Genomic DNA, 23,923 nt, shown 5'->3' on the forward strand with positions numbered 1-23,923 from the left:
CTCGGCGCGGCGCGTTCCCCGGCGCGCGCGAATTGGCGTAGCTTGGTGTGACCGAGTCGCCATGCGCCAGCGCGTCCCCGATGCATTGATGGCAGCGAGCGCGGAAGAGCTCACGCGGATCGAGCTCACGGTGCTCGATTCATCGCTCCCGGGCGGCGTGCCCGGCGACCTCTCCGGCCATGTGTTCGCCATCGGGCCAGCCGGCTCGGTCGACGGCGGCCCGCCGAGCACGCACGGCGCGCCGATCCTGAACGGCAATGGGATGATCTACCGGCTCGACTTCGACGCTGGCGGCCCGGTCCGGCTGACGTCGCGGCTCGCGCGCACCCCCTGCTATCACGCGGACGCCGCCTCGCGCCCCGGAACGCGCTTCGAGGCGCTCGGCTTCCGCAATGCAGGGCTGCTCCGCTTTTCACCGCACCTCGGCCTGCGCAACCACCTCAACACAGCGCTCGTGCCCATGCACGCGCCGCGCGCGCCGGCGCGCCTCCTCGTCACGGGCGACGCGGGGCGGCCCTACGAGCTCGATCCGGCCACGCTCGAGCTCGTCACGCCGGTCGGACGCAACAGCACGTGGTACCCCGCGGTGCCCGTCGATCACCCGTTCCCGGTCACGCTGGCGACCGCCCACCCGTGCTTCGACGCGGGGCGGGGGGAGCTCTTCACCGTCAACCACGGCCGCTCGCTCCTCCCCCTCTTCACCGCGTCGCTCCCGCGGCTCGACGAGCTCGGCGCGGTCCCGCGCTCCTGGGACCGGCTCGCGTCGGCGGCCGCGTCGATGCTCGAGCAGCAGCTGCTCCGGCCGCGCGCGGATCGGCTCGACCTGTTCGCGAAGCGCGCGCTCGAGCTCCTGCCCGCGCGCCTCCGCCCGGGGCCGCCGCCGGGCCCGGGCGACCTCCTCGGGCGGCAGGCGGCGCGCCTCGGCGGGGTCCCGTTCCCCGAGGCAGGGGGCGACTTCGTGGTCCTCTTGCGGTGGGACGGCCACAACGAGCCGGAGCGGCACGAGCTCACCCTGCCGGGCGGCGCGCCGGTGCGCGTCGAGCAGAGCGTGCACCAGGTCGGGCTGACGCGGCGCTGGGTCGTGCTCGCCGACACGGCCTTCAGGCTCGGCCTCGAGAGCGTGGCCCTGCAGAGCTTCCCGGAGAGCCCGGGGGTCGAGCGCCTCCTCCGGGCGCTGCTCACGACACCCCAGGAGCCGTCGACGACGTTCTACCTGGTCCGGCGGGACGCGCTGCGGCCAGGCGGCGGGCAGGTGGTCGTGAAGCGGATCGTCGTCCCGCTGGAGACGCTGCACTTCCTCGTCGACTACGAGGATGCGGGCGACCGCATCACCGTGCACGCGGCGCACAGCTGCGCGACGGATCACGCAGAGTGGCTCCGGTCCTTCGATCGGCACGCGGCCGACAGGACCCCGGCGCCGCCGCGGCTCCGCGGGCTGTCCCCGCCCGGGCAGGCCGACGTGCACCGGATCGGCCGGTACACGCTCGACGCGGCGGCCGAGCGCGTCGTGGATCAGGCGGTGTTCTCCGACGCGGCGCGGGCGCTCGGCGTCGGCCTCTATGCCTACAGGGAGACGGGCGCGTCGTGGATGCCGCCCGATCGCCTCGAGAACGTCTACTGGCGCGGCGTGGGCCTGTGGGACGAGCTCTCGACCGAGTTCGCCGACCGGCTCTACGCGGCCCACCCGCACCGCGCGCTCTCCATGGCGGCCCTCCGGCGGATGCGCGCGGAGGGCGGGCACCCAGATAGCCTGTTCCGCTTCAACCACCGCTCGATGCGGATCGAGGATCGCTACGAGTTCCCCCGGCGCGCCGTGGGGTGCTGGCTCAGCTCGCTGCAGTTCGTCCCGCGGCGCGGCGGGAGCGGGGCAGACACGGACGGCTACGTCGTCGCGCTCGTGTCGACGGCGCACCGCGCGGAGATCTGGGTGTTCGACGCGGCCAACCTGGCGCGCGGGCCGCTCTGCAAGCTGGGGCACCCGGCCTTCCGGCCGGGGCTCACGCTCCACACGGCGTGGCTCAACGCCGTCGCGCCCTGGAGGGGTGGATACAAGGTGCCAGCGCCGGAGGACTACGCGGAGTTCGTGGCCGAGGCGCCGGCGGAGCAGGTGAGGGCGCTGTTCGAGGAGGAGGTCTATCCGCGGCTCGCGTGAGGCGCGTCGAGCACCGGCGTCGCGACGCGGGCCGAGAGCAGCTCGGCGCCTGGCGCGGGGGCGCCGGCCCCGAGGCCGTCGCCCCGCTCGAGCAGCACGCCCGTGGCGCCGTCGCCCAGGATCGCCGCCAGGTCGTCGCCGGCCCACGGCTGCCCCGCGCGCAGGGGCCACGACCGCACCTCGCTCGCGACGATGAGCGCGCGCCGATAGCCCCTGTCGAGGTGTCGATTCGCCACGTCGATGGCCGCGGCGAGCCCCCCCTCGGCGGACCAGAGATCGAGCGCCACCGCGGGCGAGAGGCCCGCCATGCACGCGGCAAAGGCCGCCCCGCCGGTGTCCGCTCGCGCGCAGTCGTGGCTCGTCATGATGAGCACGTCGATGAACGGGTCCGGGAGCCGCCCCGCCTCGATGAGCTGCCGCAGCACCGCCGCGGCCATGGAGAGCGTCGTCTCCGCGTCACCCGCAAAGCGCCGCTCGAGGACCCCGGTGGCCTGCTGCAGCCAGTCTGCAGAGTAGGGGAGACCATAGCGCGTGACGAGCTCCTGGTTCGTGACGACGCGCTCCGGAAGATACGTAGCGACGGCCATGATGCGACCCTGAGCCATGTTCCTGCTCTGCTCCCGCGCCGAGCGCGCCCTGCCCCTGCAATTCCCGCCAAGGAGGCTCGATCCGGCGCTCTATCGCCGCCGTCCGGCCACCGCCGAGCACGCCGATGAGCCAGCGTCCCGGACAGCATGAGACACGCCGCCTGCTGCACGTCAAGAACCGTGTGGCAGACCACAAACTCGCATGCTCCCTCCCCGTCTACGACATCGCTCACTGGACCATTTACCGAACGTCCTGCGCAAGCGGGAATGACAGCCGCTTCGTCCGCGTCCGTGCCGAGCGGGAGCGAGGCGACGAAAAGCTGCTCTTTCAGGCGCGCGAGGGCGCGCCGCGGCGCGTCGCGGCGCATCGCGGACGACCTGGACTTCGATGACCGCGCGCGCGGCCCGACGACAGCGCGTGCGTGTGCAGCGCGCCGGCATCGGCCAGCGCGCAACACGCGTGGTCGGGACACGCGACCTGGACGGCAGCTGCGCGATGGACGGCCACGTCGATGGCCATCACGGATCGAAACGCCCACGGCCACCACGGAATGACGGCGGCGGACGATTCCGGCCGGAGCCGACGATTCCGCTCTCGCGAGCGAGCGGATGCACAAACGTGTCGGAACGGACGGCGCTGAGCAGGCGGGGCGCAGCGCGCGCGTCTCCCTCGGACGGCGAGAGCGGTTGTGCCGGCGCGGCGCGCGGCCCGCGTTTCTCTGAATCCGGTGGGAGGTTCCACCTATTTTGAGAACACCTCCTCTCGCCCGCGAGCGCCGCGCGCGGCCGCGTCACGGCGCGAACTCCGCGCAGCAGCAGCGCGGGGCCTGCGCGCGGCTCGATTTCCCCGGGCGCGGGCGCGCGACGAGGGGCAAGGAGCCACCCCGCCGGCGGGAAAGCGGCCCTCCGCGCGGCCGCCGCGGCGCGCGCGCCGCGCGTCGCCACGATTGAACCGCGGAGAAGTCCCAAGGGAGCGCAGATCCGAGGAGTGCCTATTTCGCGGACGGCGCCCGCGAATTCACGAGGGCTCGGATCGGCAGCCTCTGCACAGGAGAGATAGGCACACAGCCTGCTCATGGGTGAGCCAAGGTGTTCGGTGGCCGCGAGGCCAGGCAAGGACACCGGGGAGGACCAATGATCTCAATTCACGGCAAGATGATGGGTCTCGCGATGGTGCTGGCGCTCGGGGCCGGGTGCGCGGCTGGCGCGGACGAAGAGATCGACATGGACGCGGTGGAGCTCGACGAGGAGACCGTCGACTCCGCGAGCGATGCGCTGGAGGCCGAGCGCGGCGGGTACGCGGCTCAGGCGCAGGCCCAGGTGGGCCAGATGGGGCCGAGCAAGCTCGGCCTGCCCCCGACCAAGGGCGAGCTGCCCTCGAAGGGCGTCCCGATGCTCGGCAAGAGCCCCCTCGGCCCGAGCAAGGGCGAGCTCCTGCCGAGCAAGGGCGGGTTCCCGACCAAGGGCGGGCTCCCGAGCAAGGGCCTCCCGACCAAGGGCGGCTATGCCCAGCAAGGCACGGCGCAGATCGGCCAGGCCGCCGTCGGGCAGCTGGCGGGCCTCTCCGAGGCGCAGGTCGGGCAGGCGGGCCAGGCGCAGATCGGCGCGCAGGCGCAGGTCGGCCAGCTGGCGCAGATCGGCCAGACGGGCGCGCAGGCGCAGATCGGCCAGGTCGGCGTCGGGCAAGAGGCTCAGCGTGACGGGGCGCGCTGCTTCGGCGGCGGCTTCGGCGGCTTCGGCGGTGGCTTCGGCGGCTTCGGCGGCGGCTGCGGCTGCGGTGTGGCGGCGATCACCACGTCGATCACCAGCTTCGTCCCGACGTTCGTCAACCCGTGCTTCAGCCCTTGCGGCTTCGGCGGCGGCTTCGGCGGCATCGGCGGCTTCGGCTGGTGAGCTTGAGCTGACCGACTCCTGATCGCGCGGCACCGCGGGCCGCAGGCGTCTCTGAACCCGCGGCGCCGCGCCGACCCTCCTCTTCGACGCGGCCCGAGCGCCGGCAGCCAGGGGTTGGATATCCCTGGCTGCCGGCGGCTCCTCTCTCCCCTCCTCCGCTCGCGCGAGAGCCGCGCCCCGCCGTTCGCCGGCGAGGCAGCGCGCGAGCCCCCCGCCCCCTCGACCTTCCGCTATCCGCTCTGACCGAGCGCGCGATCCAGGTAGAACGCCGCGCTGACCAGCCCGAGGTGGGTGAACGCCTGGGGGAAGTTGCCGAGCAGCTCGCCGCTCGGCCCGATCTGCTCGGAGTACAGGCCGAGGTGGTTGGCGTAGGTCAGCATCTTCTCGAAGATGAAGCGCGCGTCGTCGAGGCGGCCAGCGCGCGCCAGGGCCTCGACGAGCCAGAAGGTGCAGATGCTGAACGTGCCCTCCTTGCCGGTCAGGCCGTCGCCGGCGCCCTTGCCGAGCTCGTAGCGGTGGACGAGCGTGTCGCTCGCGAGCTCCGCGAGCGTGCGATCGATCGTGCCGACGATGCGCGGGTCGGTGGGGGAGATGAAGCGCATCAGCGACATGAGCAGGTTGCTCGCGTCCAGCGCCTCCGAGCCGAACGACTGCACGAACGTCCTCCGCTTCGCGTCCCAGCCGCGCGTCATGATCGTCTCGTAGATCTGGTCGCGCGTCTTGGCGACGCGCGGCCGATCGAACGGCAGAGATCGCTTGTCGGCGAGCCGCAGGGTCCGGTCGAGCGCGACCCAGCACTGGAGCTTCGAGTAGACGAACTGCTGCCGCCCGCCCCGCACCTCCCAGATGCTCTCGTCCGCCCGCTCCCAGTTCTCGCAGACCCAGTAGGCCATACGCCGGAGCTCGCGCCAGAAGTCGTAGGAGATGGGAGACCCGTACTTGTCGAACAGGTATACCGAGTCGATGAGCTCGCCATAGATGTCGAGCTGGAGCTGCGCTGTCGCGCCGTTCCCGACGCGGACCGGCCGCGAGCCGCGGTAGCCGTCGAGGTGGGTCAGCTCGACCTCGGGCAGCTCGTGGCGCCCGTCGATACCGTACATGAGCTGGAGCGGCCCGGTGGGGCCGTCCTGCTCGGAGACGCGGGCGCTCAGCCATTCCATGAAGCGCGCGGCCTCCTCGGTGTAGCCGAGCCGGAGGAACCCGTAGAGGGTGAACGCGGCGTCGCGCACCCAGACGTAGCGGTAATCCCAGTTGCGGATCCCGCCGATCGCCTCCGGCAGGCTGGTCGTCGCCGCGGCGACGATCGCGCCGGTCGGCTCGAACGTGAGCAGCTTGAGGACGAGCGCGGAGCGGTCGACCATCTCGCGCCAGCGCCCCTTGTAGCGCGATTTGCCGAGCCACTGCCGCCAGAAGTTGACCGTGCGCCGCAGGGCGTCCTCGCCGTTGACGGGCGTCGAGAGCAGGTCGGCGTTGGCCGTCCAGTCCTCCACCTGGCGCAGCGAGAACGTGGCCGACTCGCCGGGCTGCAGCACGAAGTCGGCGGTCACCCCGCCGTCGCCGTCGGCCGACAGGGGGACCGGGCTGATGAGCGCGAGATCGAGGCCATCCGAGTCGAAGATGGCGCCGCGCGGGTCGTCGAGGAGGACGCGGTGGGGGCGGCGGGCGAAGTCCATCGCGGGGCGGCAGGCGAGCCGGAAGCGCACCGCCCCGCGGACGGCGCGCGCGACGCGGACGATCTGGTGCATGCCGCGGCGGTAGGCGCCGTACGTGTCCCGGTGGATCGGCATGAAGTCGCAGACCTCGCCGACCCCCTCCGCGTCGAGGAACCGCGTGAGGAGCACGTTGGTGTCGGGCATGTACATCTGCTTGCGCGACGCGCCGTGCGCCGCCGCGAGCAGGAAGCTGCCCCCCTTCGCCTCGTCCAGGATGCCCGCGAAGACGCTCGGCGAGTCGAAATGGGGGAGGCAGCACCAGTCGATGGAGCCGTCCATCCCGACGAGCGCGACCGAGTGCATGTCGCCGATGACGCCGTAGGACTCGATGGGCTTGTAGGGCATCGCTTTTCCTTGTTTTGGCTAGCTGGCGGGGAGCCACGGACAACGGCGCTTCCACGCGCCGGAAGCTCTCGGCGATGGCGCGACATGGATCCACGCGTTCAACACGACGTCATGGTCCTCCCAGCACCTTCATCGCCGCTGTTCTCGGGTCGCCGTAGAAGATCGAGTCGACGTGCTCCAGGATATCGGCGCTGACGTCGAGGAAGCTTCGTTTGTTCTCGATCGGGATGAGCGCGCGCTTGGCTCCGTTGTCCATCGCGACCTGAAGCGGCTCCACGAGCGAGCGCAGCGGCTTGATGTTTCCCTGGACGCTCATGTCGCCGAGGACGAGCAGCGCGGGGCTCACGGGCGCCTTGCGGACCGCCGAGAACCACGCGACGAAGAAGGCGATACCCACCTCGGCCTCGACGCGGTTGCCGAGGAGGTCAATGACCTCGAGGTGAAAATCCGAGGTGTCGAGCTCGCGCGCGAGGCCGAGGTCGCTCTTCTTCGCCTGGACGTAGCTGAAGGCCCGCTGTACCGACTCCTTCATCGCGCCGGCGACGCCTCCCGCCATCTTGAGCTTGCCCGTGCCACCCGAGACGGAGACCTCGACCCGATAGAGCCCCACGGTGCCATCTGCCGTGACCCCCGCGGTGTAAACCGTCCCGGGAGCGAGGGGATCGGCGGAGATGAGGTCGCGCCCTCCTTGCTCGGGCACCCCGACGAAGCGCTCCTCCCCCGTCTCCTGCGACGTGTAGCTGAAGGACGTGTGGTGGTACTCGAAGGAGCCCATCTTCTTGAGCTGCTCCTTCACGCGGCGTCGGCCCTCGAGCGCGAGCTCCAGCACCTCGGCGAGCTCTTCCCGCGTGGCCTCGCCGTGCGGGAAGAGGATCTTCATGAGCCCGGAGACGGTCTTGCGCACGGCCTTCCGGTCGCGCGCGTTGAGGTGCGCGCCGAGCGAGAAATGCCGGTCGATGACCTCCGTGAAGTTGTGCTTCCGCATGTCGCGGAGCGCCTCGGCCAGGTAGTCGACCACGAACCCATAATGGCTCGTGAACATCTCGTTCCGCATCTTCGGGATCTCCCAGCCAGGGAGGTAAAAGTGCAGGCGATCGATGAACGCCATGTCGTCGCGGATGACCTCGGGCATCGGCGCGAACAGGTGTCCTGTCTGCACCATCACGTCCACGGGCTGGTTCGTGTTGCCGAACATCGCCACGCTGGCGTCGCCGGTCGTGGCCTCCTGTCCGCGCTGGAAGGTGCCCGACTCGCAGTAGGTCTTCATGGTCGTGATGACCTCCTTCGGCATCTTCTGGAGATCGGCGACCTCGTCGAACCCGACGACGTCCCAGATCTGCACCATGCCCTTCTGGCGCCCGCCCATGTGGCCGAACAGGTTCGCGACGGTCGTCGGGCCGGTGAGGAGCGCCGCGTAGGGCGAGACCTCCTGGATGACGTAGCTCTTGCCTGTCCCGCGCGGCCCGAGCTCGACGAGGTTGTAGTTGCGCTCGGCGAGCGGGATGAGCCGCACGAGGAAGTGCAGCTTCAGCCTGCGCGACATCTCCGCGGGCTCGTAGCCCATGCTGCGCAGCATGAGATCGAGCCACTCGTCCGTGGTGAACTCCCGGCGCACGCGCCGGTACTCCTCGAGATCGAACGTGGCGATCTGGATCGGCGTCAGCTTGTCGATCCAGAAGGGGTTCTTGCCCTTGGCCTCCTCGTCGTACTCGAAGCGCAGATCGAGCTGCGCCCACACGCCGCCGGTCAGCAGCCGGTCGAAGTCGCGCACGTACTGCGTCGGGACGTGGAGGAACTTGTTCCCGAAGTGGTTCGCCTCAGCCCAGTAGTCCGAGTCGACGAGCCGCACCTTCACCTTGTCGATGAAGGTGTGCCTGCCGTTCTCCTTGACCTTGCTCTGCGCCTTCACCGACTCGTCCGGCCGGATGTAGTTGTTCGCGAGCGTGTCGTTGACGACCTGGAGCCCCAGCTGGATGGCGATCTCGTCCGACGAGGCGCAGTACTTCCCCAGCAGGAACTCGAGGACGAAGACCGGCACGTTCGTGCCGACCTTCACTTTCCGGACCAGATCCTTGCGGACCACCTTGCCGGCGAAGAGGCGGTTCACCTTGTCGTCGAGGGGATCTCGTGTCGCGGCCGCTCCGTTGCTCATGACTCACACTCCAAGTCGAACCGGGATGTCGGTGGGCGAGCGGTAGAGCTCGGCGTCCGTGGCCGGGTCCTGCACGACGACGCGCAGCGACGCGACGGTCTCGCCGAGCTTGAAGGCGACGATCGTCGCCTTGCCCGGCGAGAGCTTCACGCAGCCCGTCGCCCGGTCGAAGTCGGCCTCGATCGCCAGCTCCGCCGCGCCGACCTGCCGGCCGGACGCGATGAGCAGCGGGCGGACCAGCAGCGGGCTGGAGAAGAGCGCCAGGTTCTGCCCGAGCTGCAGGGTGACGGTGAAGATGCGGTTCGTGATCGCGTCGGGGAGCCCGCTGACCGTGACCGGCCCCGAGGTGGGGCGCGCCGATTCCCTGCCCTTGAGGCGCACCGTGAGGACGGGGATCACGAGCTCTTGCAGCGAGGTGCCGCCGTGGTGGAAGGCGAGATCGCCGCCCGCCTTGAACACGCCGCACCCGGTCGGGAAGACGAGCTCGAGGTCCGAGGCGTAGCCGAGGGCGGAGGCGGCCACGCGCACGCTGCCGGCCGGCGTCGCGCCGCCGCGCCCGATCCAGCAGCGGCGGTGGAGCTCGACCTGACCCCCGCCGGGAGCGTCCGTTCGCATGGACTCGTCGCGGTCGACCGCGAAGAAGAGGTGGCCGTGGTCCGCCGTGACCACGGAGTGCTCGACGCCCGCGGTGGACAGCTTGCGGATCGCTCGGGCGAGGTTGTCGATGACGGTGTCCATGACCTGGCGCGCCTGGAATGTGAAGCCCGTCTCGCCGGCCTGGTCGATCTCCTGGGAGCGCACGATGAGGACCTGCGCGCCGTCGATCTTCTTGGCCAGCTTGGAGGGTTGCAGGCTCAAGAGCTCGTCCAGCCCGAGGTCGACCAGCTTGGGCACCCGCGCCGCCGCGAGCTTCTTCCGCGCGGCGAGGTCCGGGAGGAACGCGTCGTCGATGCGCGCGCCGAGCTTGCCGCCCTGCGCGACGACGCTGAAGCTGCTGGACGCCCCCGGCTGGAGCGCCGCCATGCCGACGGGCGTGATGCTGGGCAAGGCGCCGATCGCGGGCCGGACGCCGACCTCCGCGACCCTGGGAAGGCGCTCCGCGAGCTCGACGCCCATCTCGAAGCGCATGGCATCGACGAGGAAATAGGCGACCGGCCTGGGCCGGCTCGCGACCACCTCGCTGTAAATTTTCGTCTGGTGCAGACCGGCGGACACCGCCCAGTGCGCCCGCGAGAGCGCCTTGGTGAAGCCCTCGGCCATCAGGTGGCAGACGTCCTCGTAGGCGCGCCGGACGACGCCGAGCGGCCGTTCGCTGGGCTCCTCGTCGAGGTTCGTCACCCACGCTTCGAGCCTCCGCTGGGCCTGGTCGAGGCGGTACCACCCGTCGCTGGCCGTGTAGGCGTCGACCCAGGCGTTCGGGTCGGCGCCGGCCTTCGCGACGGCGGCACGAACGGTGGTCGCGAGCACGCCGAGCTCCGCCATCCGGCGGCAGGCCTCCCACTGGGCCTTCCGGGCGATGTCGCGGTCGAGCCAGAAGCTGTGCTCCCGCTCGGTCACCAGGGCGAGCGCCTCCGCGAAGCGCTGGTTCGCGATGAGCTCGCCGCAGTGGGTGAGCAGCGCGCGCTCCTCGAAGCGGAAGGTATCGATGGCGCCGAGCGCCTCCGCCTGGATGCGGGCGTTCCGGAGGCCGAGCTCTGCCTCGACCCGATCCGCGAGCGGCGCGTAGTCGTCCGCGAACATCGTGCGCAGGCGGCGCGCGAGGTCGCGGATGGCCTCCTGCTCCTTCTCGGTGGCCGGGCTCGGGATGCCGTCGAGGCTCGCTGGCGCAGGGCAGCGGAGATCGGCGCGGAACTCGCTCCCGAGGACGTAGCGCAGCGTGACCGACCGGAGCTTCGCCAGGGGCGCGCCGGCTGGCAGCTCGAGCCCGAGGCGCGAGCGGACCAGCTTGATGAGCTCCCGCGTGGCCTCTTTCGCCTCGATGTCGGGGTCGCGGGCGTCGCGCACCAGCCAGGCCGCGAGGAGGGCGTCGTTGCCGGACACATCACGGAAGATGCCTTTGAGGAGCGACGGCGGCTCCGCCGAGGCGGTGTCCGACGCCGCGCGGGCGAGGTCCTCGTAGGAGACCCGCTCGGGCGCGAGCATCTCGTCGATCACCCCGTCGGTGTAGCGCTTGCGGAGGACCTGTCGCGCGACCCATTTGAGCGCGCGGTCGTAGGTGCCGCCGGCCTTCTCGAGCTCCAGGAGCAGCGAGCTCTTCGGATCGGGCCGGACGCCTGGCACGTAGAGGAGCAGCGGCTCGGGCTCGTCTCCGTCGGTGAGCGGCTCGGCGACGGTGCGGAGCTCGAGGAAGGATCCGTCGTACTCGGCGAGCTTGCCCGCGACGCCGGCGAGGCTGACGCTGGCGGCGGCGCCGCGGGTGTTCGGCGCGCCGCGGACCTCGTCGACGAAGGGGCCGAACTCGCGCCGCGGGTCGTACCAGACGACGACGCGGCGGGCCTTGAGCTTCTCGGCGAGCTGCTTGGCGAGGTAGTCGTGGAGCGGGTGCATCAGGCATCTCCTCCGCTGTCGGCGCGGGTACCGGCGGCGCGCCGCCCGCGGCCGCGGGGGCTGCCCGCCGCCTGGGGCGCGTCGAGCAGCGCCTTGAGGGCTGATTTGACGGCCGTGGAGGTCCGCTCCTTGACGAGCTGGTCGACGGGTCGTGTGGGGGTGCCACGAGGCTTCCACTTGCCGGAGGCGTCGTCGACCCAGAAGACGTCCTCGAGGCCGTGCGCGATGGCGAGGCTGCGGTCCTCGGCGCACCTCGGGACGACGCGCTCGGGGAAGAGGTGCATCGCGAGGTGGGCCCAGTCGTACTTGCCGGCGCAGAGGGCCTCCCAGGTGGCCTTGAGCTCCTTCTGCCAGGGCTTGTGCTGGGGGAAGAGGCGAAAGAGCGGGGCGGCGTTGAGGAGGACGCCGTCGTCGAGGTCGGGGTTCCAGAGCGGGGTGACGCGCTTCACCTCGTCGAGGAAGGCGCGGAGCTCCTCGACGAGCGTTTGCTGGGCGGTGAGCTCCTTGCGCTGGGCTGCGGTGGGGCTGGGGCCGTGGTCGGCGCGCATGGTTTCGAGCCGGCGCTCCTCGTGCGCGAGCTTCGGGGCCACGACCTCGTTCTGCACCTGGTAGAAGGTGTCGCGCGTCATGGCGTGCAGGTAGAGCCAGACCGAGTAGCCGGCCGAGGCGGTGGCGAGCTGCCAGTAGATCGGGGCCTTGCGGCGCGATTTCGAGTAGGTCTTGACGTGCGCGGGGAAGAAGTCCCTGGCGAGGGTGCGGCGGAGGTGCTCGGGCGCGGGCTCCTTCACGAGCTCGAAGACGGCCGAGACCGCAGCGGCGAGATCGTCCGGGTGACCGGGATCGTCGGTCAGGATGCCGGTGCCCTCGCGGAAGGGCGGGAGGTCGGGCGGGAGCATCCCCGGGCTCCGGGGCGGGAGCGGGTCGAAGGGCTCGGGCTCCGGGGGGATGGCGCGCTCGCCGGTGGCGAGGCGGTAGTCGAAGCGGCCGAAGGCGACGCCGACGGCCCAGGAGAGGAGGGCGTCGGTGTCGTCGAGGGCCGTTTCTTCGGCGTCGTCGGCATCCGCAGCATCGGAATCCGAAGCATCATCACCGGCCTGCGCGGCCGACGCGGACTCCGCTTGCCTTGCGGCGCCGCTCCAGACGCCAATCGTCGCCCGGTCCTTGTCGTCAAAGGCGTAGAGTCGAAAGGCGATGTCGTCGATAGCGCGCTGGAGCGTGGCGAGCTCCGCCTCGATGGCGGGGACGTCGAAGCCGCCGGGGCTGATCCGTCGGCGCAGCTGAGAGGGGAGCAGGAAGGCGTGGGACGTCTCGTGAACGGTATCAAGCGTGCGCTCATGCGACCATGCGCGGCGCGCGAGGCTGGAGAGGTCAGCACGAGAGTCTGAAGTGAGATCGGGGACTGGCGTCTGCTGTACGAGCCCAACCTCGAACGACTGTGCCAGATCGACGCGCGCGAGCTGGGTAGCCAGCAAGTAGGCGAACGGCATCGAATTCATCACCGAGAGCATCGCCAGCAATGTTCCATGATCATCATCGTCGCAGAACGCCCCCGGCCCTTTGTTACCAAAGATGCACCCCCTGGGCAGCAGAGACACGCTGAGACGACTCGTGCGCCTTGGCCAGGTGAGTCCAGGGCGAAAAAAGAAGTCGACGCTCGCTGGCTTCTCGAGCGGCCGGTCCCTCGTACCAAGGAAACCCGTGTAAGTGCTCCGCACCCTGCTCCAACGCACAACCGTTTGAATGTCGTAGTAAAACGGGGCGAACGTTCTGCCTTTTGCCCACGGGATCCACGACTCTACTTCACTATCACCCTCGCGCGAGATCTCCCACCATAGCCTTGCGTAGCGCGGATCGTCGCTGAGCTGATTGGTCGAAAGCGCGTGAACATTGACGCCTTCAACGGATGGGCAGTTTGCAAAAGCTCGCAGAGCCCCGTTGTTCGCCCAGTACGCGAATGGGCTCCCTGGCAACATCCTGAAAGTGTGCGGCTCAATTTCACATGCACCGACGCCGCTCCGCACCATGCCACACAACGCGGTTGCCTTGTCGTCAGCCTCCAGCAGACGAAGGAATAGCGTCACGCGCTCACCTCCAGACAATACGCTGCCGTCTCCACCATGGCGCTGTCCAGAACGCCGTACCCCAGGTCGGCGAACACCACCGGCGGCGCCTTCTCCAGCAGGATTTCCTCCCGCCACTTCTGGAAGCTCGACAGGAAGAACCCCGTGCGCGACGTGATCGCCCCGAGCCGCGCCCGCGGCCGCAACAGCTCGATCCCGCGCTCCACGAACGCCGCGTAGACATCGCTCTTCGTCCTCGGATACGCCTTCTCGAACTCCTTCTTCGCCGCCGTGCTCCCCGCCCCGAACGGCGGATTCATCAGCACGACATCGAACCGCTTCTCCGCCGTCTCCACCAGCCCGAGCCCCTGCGCCGCGTCCTCCGCGAACAGCCGCCGCCTGGCGCGGTCCGACGAGCTCGCCTCCTCGGCGAAGCGCACCAGCGTCTCTCGCAGCCGGTCCTCGGCGCTGCGGAACAGCCCGAGCTGCCCCTCACGCACCCCCGCGAGGAGCCTCTCGACGCGCAGCAGCAGCCCCAGATCCCCGCCGAGCTTCAGGCTTTCGACCAGCTTCGTGAACAGCTCCCGCAGCACTGCGTCATCGAGCCGCTTCACGAAGTCGCGCACGAGGTCGTCCTCCCCGGGCATCGGCTCCGCCACCACGATGTTCGACCTGCGGATCGCCGGCCGCTCCCCGCGGGGCACCCCGAAGTCCCGGTACGCCCGCTGCGCCCGCATCCAGAGCGCGAGCTGCGCGATCTGCGCGCAGCGCGCGTCGATGTCGACGCCGTGCAGGTTGTGGCGGAGAACCAGCCCCGGCAGCGCGCGCCTGAGGCCCTCCAGGTCCGCGTGGTCCTCGCGGAGCGTCCGCTTCGTCGCCTCGCTCGCCGGCGCGGCCGCATCCGCCCATCCCTCCTCGTAGATAGGGACGAGCAGGTCGAACGCGTACAGCAAGAAATGCCCCGACCCACACGCCGGGTCGAGCACCTTCAGGTCCCGCGGATCCCGCTTCGGCCGGTGCCTCACGTGCACAGGCCGCTTCCACACCTCCTCCTGCGAGAGCCCCTCCGGCGCCGTCTCTCCCGGCTCCGGCGCGCCCTCCCCCTCGTCCAGGAACACCTCGTTCGGCCGGCGCACCAGGTACGCGCACTGGCTCGCGAGGCGCGTCTCGCCGCGGCGCATCTCGTACCAGAGGCGGCCCAGCGTGTTGTCCGTGAGGAACTCGACCACGTAGCGCGGCGTGAAGAACTGGTTGCGCACCGCGAGCTCCCGGCTGTTCCGCGGGGCCTGCGAGGCCTCCCGCATCGCCCGGCGCTCCTCGCCCGCGTTGAAGTACTGGTAGACCCAGCCGAGCGTCTCGTCCTCGCCCCAGACGCGCGCGAGCTCGGGCGCGTTGAGCACGGCGAGCAGCTCCTCGAACGCCGGCCGCCGCGGCCAGAGCGCCGACGCCGCGTCGCGCCTGTCGAAGAGCACCTTCACCTCGGTCGACAGCTCGTCGAAGAGGCTCTCGATGTAGAGCCGGTACCCCGCGCCCTCCGGCAGGAGCGCCACCCCAGGCGCCATCCCGCAGAACTCCTTGTACCCGCTCGACTGCTCCCCCCGGCTGATGCACTCCTGCACGAGCTCGCGCGCCTCCAGCATCTTCAGCGCCACGAAGCGGTTCAGCGCCGTGAACGCCGCGTCGCGGAGGTAGTCCGCCACGGCCTCCGGCGGCTTCATCCCGGCCGCCTCCTTGTGCTCGATCGCCGCCACGATCGTGCCGCGCAGCCGCCGCTGCCGCGCCGACAGGTGCGCGCCGTCCGCCTGCGCGAGCGCCCCCGTCCGCAAGACGTCGTACGTCCCCTCCAGCTGCGCGGCGAAGTCGTCCTCGAGCACCTTACGGCCGCGCTGCGTGGCCCGCTCGACGGCGTTGCGCGTCTCTTTATCCACCCCGGACCTCCAGCCTGTCTGGAACCCGGACCGCGGCCGGTTCCAGTGATGATCTCAGCAGAAACGCGCACTTACGCGCGGCACACGTTGGAACCACGGTGGAACCACGCTGGAACCAGCGGCTCATCGTCAGTCCCCCTCGGCTTCGATCCGGAGCCTGACGAGCTCCTCGAAATCGTACCGGTTCTTCGCCTCCTTGAGCTCGAGGCGCTCGTCCTCCGCGGAGTCCATCCAGCCAGCGAGCCGCCGAAGGTGCTCGCTCATTGCACGATGACCTTCTTGCCTGCGCCGATGAGGCGCGCGCACTCCTCGCGGATCCCCTCGAGCGCCGCGGCCAGCTGCTCTTCCGTCTCGATGCCGCCCGTGAAGTAGCCGCCGAGGCTCACCGTCACGAGGCGCTCGCCCTCCAGCACGCGATGGACCTCGGCCACGGCTGCCCTCAGGCGCGACTCGCAGGCGTCGCGCTCCGAGCGGAGCTGCGGGATCGGCAGGCGATCCTTGTCGCGCGCCGTCCCGCGCTGGAGCGGCGCCGCGATCCGACGCTGCGCGTCCTCGTCGATCTCCGTCCAGCCGGGTGTCTTGACGAGCCGGTTGAGCGCCCTGGTGTAGGTCTCGATCCGCGCGTCGAGCGCCTCCTCGTGGCGCCGGTCGAACTCTGCCTGGAGCGCGCCGGTGTGCTGCTCGATGGCCGGCAGCTCGCGGAAGAAGGTCTCCCGGGCGAGCAGATCCTCGAGCGCCGCTGCCTTGCCGCGCAGCTCGTCGGAGACGTCGGCTTCCTGGCGCAGGAAGGGCCACGCCACGGCGAGCGCTTGCCGAGCGCGCGCGAGGTCGCGCAGGCGCGGCTCGGTGAGGGCCTGCTCGAGCTCCGACGCGCGCTTGATGGCGTCCTTGATCGACCGGTGCGACGCGTTGAACGTGGCGATGGCGCCGTCCTCGGACCCGCGGAGGATGGCCTTCATCTGCCCGAGCGCGCCGTCGAGCACGCCCGCCCCGGGTAGCCGCTCCGCGTTGAGCCGCCCGAGCGACGTGGCGACCGTATCGTCGTGGCGCGCGACCTCGCGCCGCAGCTCCGTGACGATCGCCTGGACGCTGAGCTCGCGCACCTCGCTGCCGAAGGTGTCGCGGAAGGCTTCGGATGCCTTCACGAGCTCCTCGAACACGGGGCCCTTCTTCGGCCGGAAGGAGGCCTGGCGGAACAGGTTGTTGTTCGAGAACGTGTCCCTCGACTCGATGCTCGTGGCGGCGTCGATCGTCTGGCCCTTGCTGGTCGCCTCGACCTGCCCTGCGCGCAAGAGGCAGAGCACGAGGAGCCGGACCGCCTCGAAGTCCCAGCCGAAGGGCTCCTTCGCGAGCTCGTCGGTGAGATACCGCCCGCTCGCGGTGTCGCCGTAGTTGGCGCGCTCCTCGATGCGGCTCATCACCTCGGCGAGAGGACCGCTCTCGGTTCGGAAGACCGTCTTGCCCTTCTCGTCTCGCAGGAGACCGAGGCCGCTGAACACGGGAGGCAGCCCGTGGAGGTTCTCGGCCATGAAGATGGCATCGACGCCCTTCTTGACGTCGTTCGCCCGGGCGGCGGCCTCTTTGAAGCGGTCGAACACCTCGGGCAGCACCTGCCCCAGGATCTCCGCCGCGCTCTTGCCCACCTCGACCGCGCGATCGCCGGGGCTGCGGTCGTTGCCGCGGAAGTAGACGCTCCCCGTGAGGCACGCCGCCTTGAAGAGCCGTCGCAGCTCGCCCTGGTGCCAGCGGAGGCGCTGCTTCTCCTCGCCGATGAGCGCTGTCTCGTCCGCCGTCCGCGCTTCGCGCTCCTTGCGCGCGAGCATCTCCTTCGAGCGGAAGAGCTCCACCGTCTCGCGGTCGATGGCGTCATTCAGCGAGACAGCCCAGAAGACGTTCTTGCGCTCCTGCTGGCTCCGGGTACGGAGATCCGCGGCCAGGCTCTGGAACGCTTTCCCGTCGTCCGCGAGGTGGAAGTGAAAGATCATGTCGCCGTCCACGACGTCGCGCCCCTGGACCGCGAGGCCCGCCTTGAACGTCTTGGTGTCGAACAGCGTGTGGGAAGGCGCCGGCTGCCAGAAACCCGCGAGGGTCTCCACGTAGAGGCGATGGGCGTCCCCCGGCTTCGGGGAGATACCCATCCGCGTCCGCTCCCAGTCGTCCTCCGCCGGGCTCGGGATCCGGTAGCCGTCGTCGCCGTGACGGACCTTGTGCGCCGCCTCGAGGAGGCGCAACGCCTCCTTGACGGACGCGAGCTCCGCGTCGGCGGCGACGCTCGGGTGGAGCGCGGCCGCGATGTTCTCGGCCGTGCGGTGCACGCTCTTCACGTACTGCAAGAGGCAGATGACCTTCGCCACCGGCTGGGCCAGCGGGTGATCGAGCTCCTTGGAGATGGCCGCTATCTTGGCGCGCACCTCGGAGCCGATATTGCCTTCGACGAGGTCATAGACCTGATCGAGGCGCACCAGCGTGCCGACCGGGGCTGCCGCGAGGTTCACGGCGGGGTTGATGAGCAGCTGCTGCGCGAGCTTGATGATCGTGCGGTTCGCGCCCCCGACGTGCTTGCTGGCGCCACCCTGCGTCCGGAGGCCGGAGACGATCTGGATGATGAGGTCGATCTGGTAGGGCAGGAGCGGATACAGGTCGATGAAGCTGTCCCGGGTGAGCTCGGGCAGCTTGAAGTCGGCGGTCAGCCTCGTGCTCTGCGTGAGGCGCCCCCGGTGCTCGTCGAACAGCTTGCCGAGCGTCGCCTGGGCCGCCGCGTTCTTCTTGAGGACACGACGGCTCGTGACCTCCGAGATGTCGGACGTCTCGAGGTGGACCTGCTGCTGGAACCGATCCATCAAGCGCGCCAGCTCGATCTGCTTGTTATCTAGGCCGCTGACGAGCTCCCCGAGCTTCTCCTGCGACGTCACGGCGACCCAGTGCCTGCCGCGTCCTTTCATGCCGAGGTTCTGCACGACGGCCTGCAGGTCGAGCATCTTCTGCACGTCCCTGGAAACGAACTGGCCCACCTCGTCGATGACGAAGAGGAGGCGATGCCCCGGACGGCGCCGCTTCATCAGCTCGTTAGCGCGCTCGGCGAGCTTGCCCGGCGTGATGTCTGCCTTGTTCTTGACGGCCTTCACCCAGGAGTCGGCCATGGGGTACGTGGCTGGGTCGAGGGTGTGGAGGACGCGGCTGGCCTCGCTGAGCGCGAAGGCGACCTTGCCCTTCTCGGCGTTCCAGTCCTTGTTGAAGAGCTGGCGGTACGTCTCCTCGAAGCGCTTGAGCCCGCCCTTCTCTTCGAGGGCGATCTCGAGCTCCGACAGGTCGAGATCCTTCGCATACTTGAGGCTGTGGAGGAAGAGCCCGTACATGATCTCGGTGAGCGTCTGGTTACCGCTGCGGATCCCGCGATCGGTGGAGACGTCGAAGATCACCGCGTGAGTCGGGATCTGCTCGTTGATGCTCTTGAGCAGCACCGAGAGCTTGGCGTCGCCCGCGCGCTGAGCGAACCTGTCGGAGGCTGATTCCTCTTTGATGTCCGGGTTCGAGATCGCCAGCCCGAGCATCTTCGCGAAGCTTGATTTGCCGGAGCCGAAGAAGCCCGAGACCCAGATCGCGATGCCCTCGTGGGGCTTGGTCAACGTGTCCCGGTAGACGTCGAAGATGCTCGTGTAGTGGGACCGTATCGCCCCTGTCACCACGTACTCGTCGATCTCCTCGCGGAGGATCTCCTCATCGGTCTGGTCGACCTTGATGACCTCCTCGATGCGACGATGGATGTTGTTGTCGAACAGCGTCCGAATGGGTTGCGTGGCCATGGCGGAAGCCCCTGTCATCAGAAGATCTTCGGGCGGTAGTTGTGCTCCGCGTCGAGCACGCCCATGAAACGAAGCCCAGCGGCGCCGTCGAGAACGCCGGGATAGAAGAGGATGGTCGGGACGTGAACGCGGCCCTTCAGCTGCTCGAGGAGCGAGAAGGTCCGGTACACGGGGAAGAGCGCGCCGGTGCGCTGGATGAAGACGAGGTCCCGCAGCGGATCAGGGTCATGCGGCATTCGCGCTGCCACGAGATCGACGAGCGGAGAGTACTCGGAGAGGACGGAGTGCACCGTCTCGACGATGGACACGAGCCCTTGCTCGCGCTCCGCGGCGATCCACTCTTCCAGCGGGCGCTCCGAGCGCATCGCCTCGTCGAGGCACTCCGCGAGCGAGATGCGCTTGACGCGCTTGCCCCCCTGGGTGAGCCGTGTCTCGAGGAGGGTGACCTGCTTCCGCAGCGCGAGCTCCTCGTCGGGGTCGTAGCGGAAGAGGGCGTACGGCATGTCGTGGTACGCGCTGATCCGCTCGCGCGGGTCCTCGAGCTCGAGGATGGGCTCGAGGACGTGCTTCATGCGGTGTTCGAGATCACTCATGCCACCATCCTCTCGGCGTACTCACGGGAGCTCGCGCAGGGCAGCGTCAGCTGCACCAGGCTCCCTGCCACCTGGTAGTCGAGCCGCCGGAACTGGTGGAGGCGCAGGATCTCGCGCTCGACGTCCGACGGGCGCATCATGAACAGCCGCCAGTCCGGCGAGTCGATGACCCTCCTCGGGCTGCGCTGCTCGTCGCGCATCGCGTGGAGCAGGTAAAGAAAGCTCGGCTCCGGTAGATGGTACGATGAAAACTCTTTCACGATGGTGCCCCGGAGGAGGCCGAAGTCGACCGCCATCTTCAACAGGCCCGCCGCGACGCGCTTCAACGTGGTCTCGGACCAGGCGCGCCGGACCATGCCGCCGCGCTTCCCGATGCTCTTCAGGTGGTCGTGCAGCTCCTCGGGGCGAACGCGATAGACGCCAGCGTCGAACGCAGAGAACAACCAGTGGATGAGAAAATCACGAACGAGGAACTCGTCGCGCGTGATGTGCCAGAGGAGGAGCGGCTTCCAGAGCTCGATGTCGCAGCCGCTCTTCGCGAGCAGAACGAGCGCCCGATCGCGGCCTTCGGGCTCGAAGCGGCGGTTGATGACCTTCGCGACGTCGCGCAGCCAGGTCCCGGTGCTCGCCCCGATGAAGTTCTCCTCGCGGAGGCGCGTGAGGTTCTCTCGCTTGCTGCGCGCAAAGTCCCACGCCGTGAATACGGCGTAGGTCTCGTCGATCATGGCGCCCTTCACGATGGTGAACGAAGAAGCGACGCGCGCGCGTGACGACGCTGTCATGCGTCGGCCCTTCGCGCGTAAGGGACGGCGAGCGCGCCGTGGTCTCCCCGCGCGAAGCCGAGCGCCAGCAGGGTGACGTCCTCGGTGGAGCCGGAGAACACGCCCGGCAACGGCACCGCGCGGCCCTCCGCGGAGCGACGCAGGCGCGAGAGCGCATCGATGCCCTGTTCGTTCGCGAGCTCGAAGGCGCGGAGCGTCGCGGCGAGGTCTGTCGCCTGCAGGGTCCCGAGCTTCTCGAAGAAGGGCTGCCAGTCCGCCGCATGGTCGAGCCAGTGCTCCCAGCGCGCGTCGAGCTCTTCTTCGAGTGCTTCGGGGAGGCGCCACAGCGTCACGCAGCCTGGAGGATCGAACACCTCGTCGCACCGCTGCGCGGCCACCGCGAAGACGGAGCGCGCCTGAGCGAAGTGAACGGTCCGAGGAAAGCCGCGGCGAAGCGCCATGGCCCCGAGCCGACCGAGCTGGCCTCGGGTGTTCCACCACTTCGCCAGGTCCATCTCACCGAAGCGAGCGACGACAAGCCGGAGCTTCAGAACATGATCGAGAACGAGTGGGAGATTGTCGCTCATCACGCGGATCCATTGTGGTCGAGCCCGGCTGCTTCGCTCCCCCGTACCCGGGGAGCTTCCCTCGGATCAGGCTGTTGTTCAGCCCGTGCACCCCCGGACCAGGCATTTCAGGATACAGCGCGTAGCTGCCTCCAACAAGAGCCGCTCCCGTGGATGGATGCAGCTGCGGCCGGGGGAGCTGCCCTGGTCTGCGTGATCCCTCTCGGTCGACGCCCTCACGACCGCGGCGGCAGCCGCGACAGCTTCCGCTGGAGCGAGCGCCGGTGCATCCTCAGCTTGCGGGCCGCCTCCGAGATGTTTCCCTCGCAGTCCGCGAGCACGCGCTGGAGGTACTCCCACTCCACCCGCTCGAGCGACGGCAGGTCCTCGTCGCCGTGCGCGGCCGGGGGGAAGCCGAGCAGGGACCGCGCGCACCGGGCCGCGTCCACCGGCTTGGTCAGGTAATCCACGGCGCCCGCCCTGATCGCCGCCACCGCGTTCGCGATCGTGCCGTATCCGGTGAACACCACGATGCGGATGCCGTCATCCATGCTCCGCAGCACCCCGACGAGCTCTATCCCGCTCTGCCCCGGCATCCGGACGTCGACGAGCGCGTACTCGAACACGTGCTCGCGCGCCATCGCCACGGCCTCCTGCGCGCTCGCGGCGAGGAACACGGCGAACCCGCTCCGGCCGAGCGCCTGCCCGAGCGCGGTCCGGAAGGTCGCGTCGTCGTCGACGATGAGCAGCGTCGGCTCGCCGGCGGCCTCCGCGCTCATGAGTCCACCGGCGCGAGGCGCAGGGCCACGCGCGTGCCGCGCGCGCCGCGCTCGTCGCGCGCGTCAGCCGTCTGCCTCGCCGACACCGTGAGGCGCCCCCCGACCTGCTCGATGAGCGTCCGCACGAGGTAGAGCCCGAGGCCCATCCCCTCGCCCGGGGCCTTGGTCGTCAAGAACGGCTCGCCGAGCCGCCCCTCCAGGCCCGGCGGGACGCCCGCCCCACCGTCCTCGACGCTGATCACCGGCGCGCCGCCCTCGTCCTCGACCGTGACGACGATCGGCCCCGCGGCCGCGGGGCTCGGCCCGAGCGCCTCGAGCGCGTTGTCGAGCAGCGCGAAGAGGGCCGCCTCGATGTCGGCCGCGTCGAGGGGCACGGTGCGGCGCGGCGCGAGGTCGCCGCGCACCTCGACGGCGACGCCGGGGTGCGCCGCCCGCCACGCCTGCACGCCGCGCAGGGTCGCCTGGCCGACCTCGACCCCGGCGCGCAGGCCGTCGGCCCGGACGTCCGCCCGCATGCGCGCGATCACGACGCGGCAGCGCTCGACCTGCTCCGCGATCGTCCGGGCGCGGCGCCGGGCGGCGTCGCTCGACGCGGGGTCGTCGAGGCTCTCGCCGGCGAGGACCGCGATCGTCCCGAGCGGGGTGCCGAGCTCGTGGGCGGTGCCGGCCGCGAGCGCGCCGAGCGCCTGGAAGCGCGAGGCCTCCTCCGCGCGCCGGCGCAGCGCCGCGTTCTCGGCCGCGCTCTCGTCGAGCGCGCGGCGGACCTTCAGGAGCACGTGGGCGACGAGCGCCGCGCTCAGCACGAAGGCGAGGAGCATCCCGTAGAGGTGCGTCGAGAAGGCGCCGTGCTCCGGGTGGCTCGGGCAGCAAGCGCCGGCGGGGAGCGCGAAGAGGGCCGCGAAGAGGCAGGCCGCGAGCGCCGCGAGCGCGAACGTCGTCCGCGCGGGCAGGAGCGCCGCGGCGAGCGCGACGTGCACGAAGAAGAGGGCGCTGAACGGGTTGCCCGCGCCGCCCGAGGCGGCGAGGACCCCGGCGATCGCGACGAGGTCGAGCGCCACGACGCCGGCGACGAGCGAGCTCTGGGCCCCCTGCTCGGCTCGGAGCCGCCGCGCGAGCACCAGGTTGAGCCCGGCGGCCAGCGCCAGGATCGGGACGGCGATGGCGTAGCGGACGTGGTAGCCGAACAGCGCCTCGTCGAGGGCCAGCGTCGCCGCGAGCAGCGCGAAGAGCGCCCAGCGCAAGCCGATGAGCCAGCGGAGGACGATCCCGCCCGCCGGCGCCTGGTCAAGGGAAGCCTCGTGCGTCACGGTGGGACTATAGCGCGGGAGCCCGGGGGAGGATGCGAGCTCAGCCGCCCTCGGCCGGCGCCGCCTGGGCAAGGCGCGGCGACCTTCGCGGGCCGGCCGCCGCGGCGGGAGGTCGACAGGAAGTCGAGCGGCGACTTCGCTCAGCTGGTCCTTGGCCCAGCCGCGAATCGCTCGAATCGATCCCATCGCTCGGTAGGCTCTTGAATCCCCAGCGCCATTCCGGCGCTGCCCGAACGGGTCGTAGCTGCGCCGCTCGACCACCGCACCCAGCTCGCTCGTGATCACACCCGCGGACCCATCATGGCCTGGATGCAGGTAATGCTCGCTGCGCGTCGCCTTGCCCGCCGCGTCGACCGCGATCTTCACCGCCGCGATCACGCCTTCAGGCCCCATCATGTGCATCTTGTGCGCCACGCCACCCGCCGTGTGCTCGTGCCGCTCGTACAGCCCGCCCACGTACGTCGTGCTCTGCTCCGGCGACACCTTGCGCGCGCTGCCGGTCGCCGTCGTACTCGTACGTCGTCGGCCCGTGCTCCGCCTCGATCCGGCGCGGCTTGTCCATAATCGTCATCACGGTAGACCACGGCGAACGGCGCGTCGTCGTCCACCGCGGGATACGCCGCCCGGCAGAGCTCGCCCCGCGCGTTGTACACCCGCCGGATCGCGAACGACTCGCTCCCCCCTGACGGGCCGGGCAGCTCGGTCGTCTCCCTCCAAGGCCGGCCGGCCTCGTCGTAG

The 23,923-nt window shown here is 70.2% G+C and carries 15 protein-coding genes; 2 read left to right on the forward strand and 13 right to left on the reverse strand.

Going from position 1 to position 23,923, the window contains the following annotated elements; translation table 11 throughout:
- Window positions 1-88 precede the first annotated feature (88 nt).
- A complete protein-coding gene (locus tag WME89_RS47595) occupies window positions 89-2,152 on the forward strand; it encodes a carotenoid oxygenase family protein (RefSeq protein WP_438006152.1) in 2,064 nt (687 codons plus the stop codon).
- Here WME89_RS47595 and WME89_RS47600 read toward each other — a convergent pair.
- Window positions 2,134-2,739: a hypothetical protein gene (locus tag WME89_RS47600; protein WP_438006153.1), complete on the reverse strand. Its 606-nt coding sequence runs from the start codon at window positions 2,737-2,739 to the stop codon at window positions 2,134-2,136. The two genes, WME89_RS47595 and WME89_RS47600, sit on opposite strands and share 19 nt — an antisense overlap.
- Window positions 2,740-3,873: 1,134 nt before the next feature.
- Here WME89_RS47600 and WME89_RS47605 point away from each other — a divergent pair.
- Window positions 3,874-4,632 carry a hypothetical protein gene (locus WME89_RS47605; protein WP_438006154.1) on the forward strand — a complete coding sequence of 253 codons (759 nt, stop codon included), beginning with the start codon at window positions 3,874-3,876 and terminating at the stop codon, window positions 4,630-4,632.
- Between the two features lie 230 nt (window positions 4,633-4,862).
- Here the strand turns inward: WME89_RS47605 and WME89_RS47610 are convergent, their stop codons facing one another.
- The 12 genes from WME89_RS47610 to WME89_RS47665 form a co-directional block, all read right to left on the reverse strand.
- Window positions 4,863-6,689, reverse strand: a complete 1,827-nt coding sequence (locus WME89_RS47610) for a glycoside hydrolase family 15 protein (protein WP_438006155.1) — start codon at window positions 6,687-6,689, stop codon at window positions 4,863-4,865.
- Window positions 6,690-6,798: 109 nt separating this feature from the next.
- Window positions 6,799-8,841 carry a protease Lon-related BREX system protein BrxL gene (brxL, locus tag WME89_RS47615; RefSeq protein WP_438006156.1) on the reverse strand — a complete coding sequence of 681 codons (2,043 nt, stop codon included), beginning with the start codon at window positions 8,839-8,841 and terminating at the stop codon, window positions 6,799-6,801.
- A 3-nt stretch (window positions 8,842-8,844) separates the two neighbouring features.
- Window positions 8,845-11,388 (reverse strand): PglZ domain-containing protein, encoded by a 2,544-nt coding sequence (locus tag WME89_RS47620; RefSeq protein ID WP_438006157.1) that lies wholly within the window; start codon window positions 11,386-11,388, stop codon window positions 8,845-8,847.
- Window positions 11,388-12,884: a type II restriction endonuclease subunit M gene (locus tag WME89_RS47625; protein ID WP_438006158.1), complete on the reverse strand. Its 1,497-nt coding sequence runs from the start codon at window positions 12,882-12,884 to the stop codon at window positions 11,388-11,390. Before WME89_RS47625 ends, WME89_RS47620 begins: the two co-directional genes overlap by 1 nt.
- 581 nt (window positions 12,885-13,465) lie before the next feature.
- Window positions 13,466-15,376, reverse strand: a complete 1,911-nt coding sequence (locus WME89_RS47630) for an Eco57I restriction-modification methylase domain-containing protein (RefSeq protein WP_438006159.1) — start codon at window positions 15,374-15,376, stop codon at window positions 13,466-13,468.
- Window positions 15,377-15,505: 129 nt separating this feature from the next.
- Window positions 15,506-15,640, reverse strand: a complete 135-nt coding sequence (locus WME89_RS47635) for a hypothetical protein (protein ID WP_438006160.1) — start codon at window positions 15,638-15,640, stop codon at window positions 15,506-15,508.
- The gene (gene brxC, locus WME89_RS47640) at window positions 15,637-19,197 is read right to left on the reverse strand and encodes a BREX system P-loop protein BrxC (protein WP_438006161.1); all 3,561 of its coding nucleotides are present in this window, start codon (window positions 19,195-19,197) and stop codon (window positions 15,637-15,639) included. Before brxC ends, WME89_RS47635 begins: the two co-directional genes overlap by 4 nt.
- On the reverse strand, window positions 19,197-19,772 hold the full coding sequence (locus tag WME89_RS47645) for a BREX protein BrxB domain-containing protein (RefSeq protein WP_438006162.1): 576 nt from the start codon (window positions 19,770-19,772) through the stop codon (window positions 19,197-19,199). The genes brxC and WME89_RS47645 overlap by 1 nt, the downstream gene beginning before the upstream one ends.
- Window positions 19,769-20,554 (reverse strand): BrxA family protein, encoded by a 786-nt coding sequence (locus WME89_RS47650; protein WP_438006163.1) that lies wholly within the window; start codon window positions 20,552-20,554, stop codon window positions 19,769-19,771. The genes WME89_RS47645 and WME89_RS47650 overlap by 4 nt, the downstream gene beginning before the upstream one ends.
- Window positions 20,551-21,120 carry a BrxE family protein gene (locus WME89_RS47655; protein WP_438006164.1) on the reverse strand — a complete coding sequence of 190 codons (570 nt, stop codon included), beginning with the start codon at window positions 21,118-21,120 and terminating at the stop codon, window positions 20,551-20,553. Before WME89_RS47655 ends, WME89_RS47650 begins: the two co-directional genes overlap by 4 nt.
- Window positions 21,121-21,335: 215 nt before the next feature.
- A complete protein-coding gene (locus WME89_RS47660) occupies window positions 21,336-21,878 on the reverse strand; it encodes a response regulator transcription factor (protein WP_437305655.1) in 543 nt (180 codons plus the stop codon).
- Complete coding sequence (locus WME89_RS47665; protein ID WP_438006165.1) at window positions 21,875-23,668, reverse strand: sensor histidine kinase; 1,794 nt, start codon at window positions 23,666-23,668, stop codon at window positions 21,875-21,877. Before WME89_RS47665 ends, WME89_RS47660 begins: the two co-directional genes overlap by 4 nt.
- Window positions 23,669-23,923: the final 255 nt, after the last annotated feature.

The sequence above is a fragment of the Sorangium sp. So ce321 genome, from assembly GCF_051530195.1.
Taxonomy (GTDB): Bacteria; Myxococcota_A; Polyangia; order Polyangiales; family Polyangiaceae; genus Sorangium.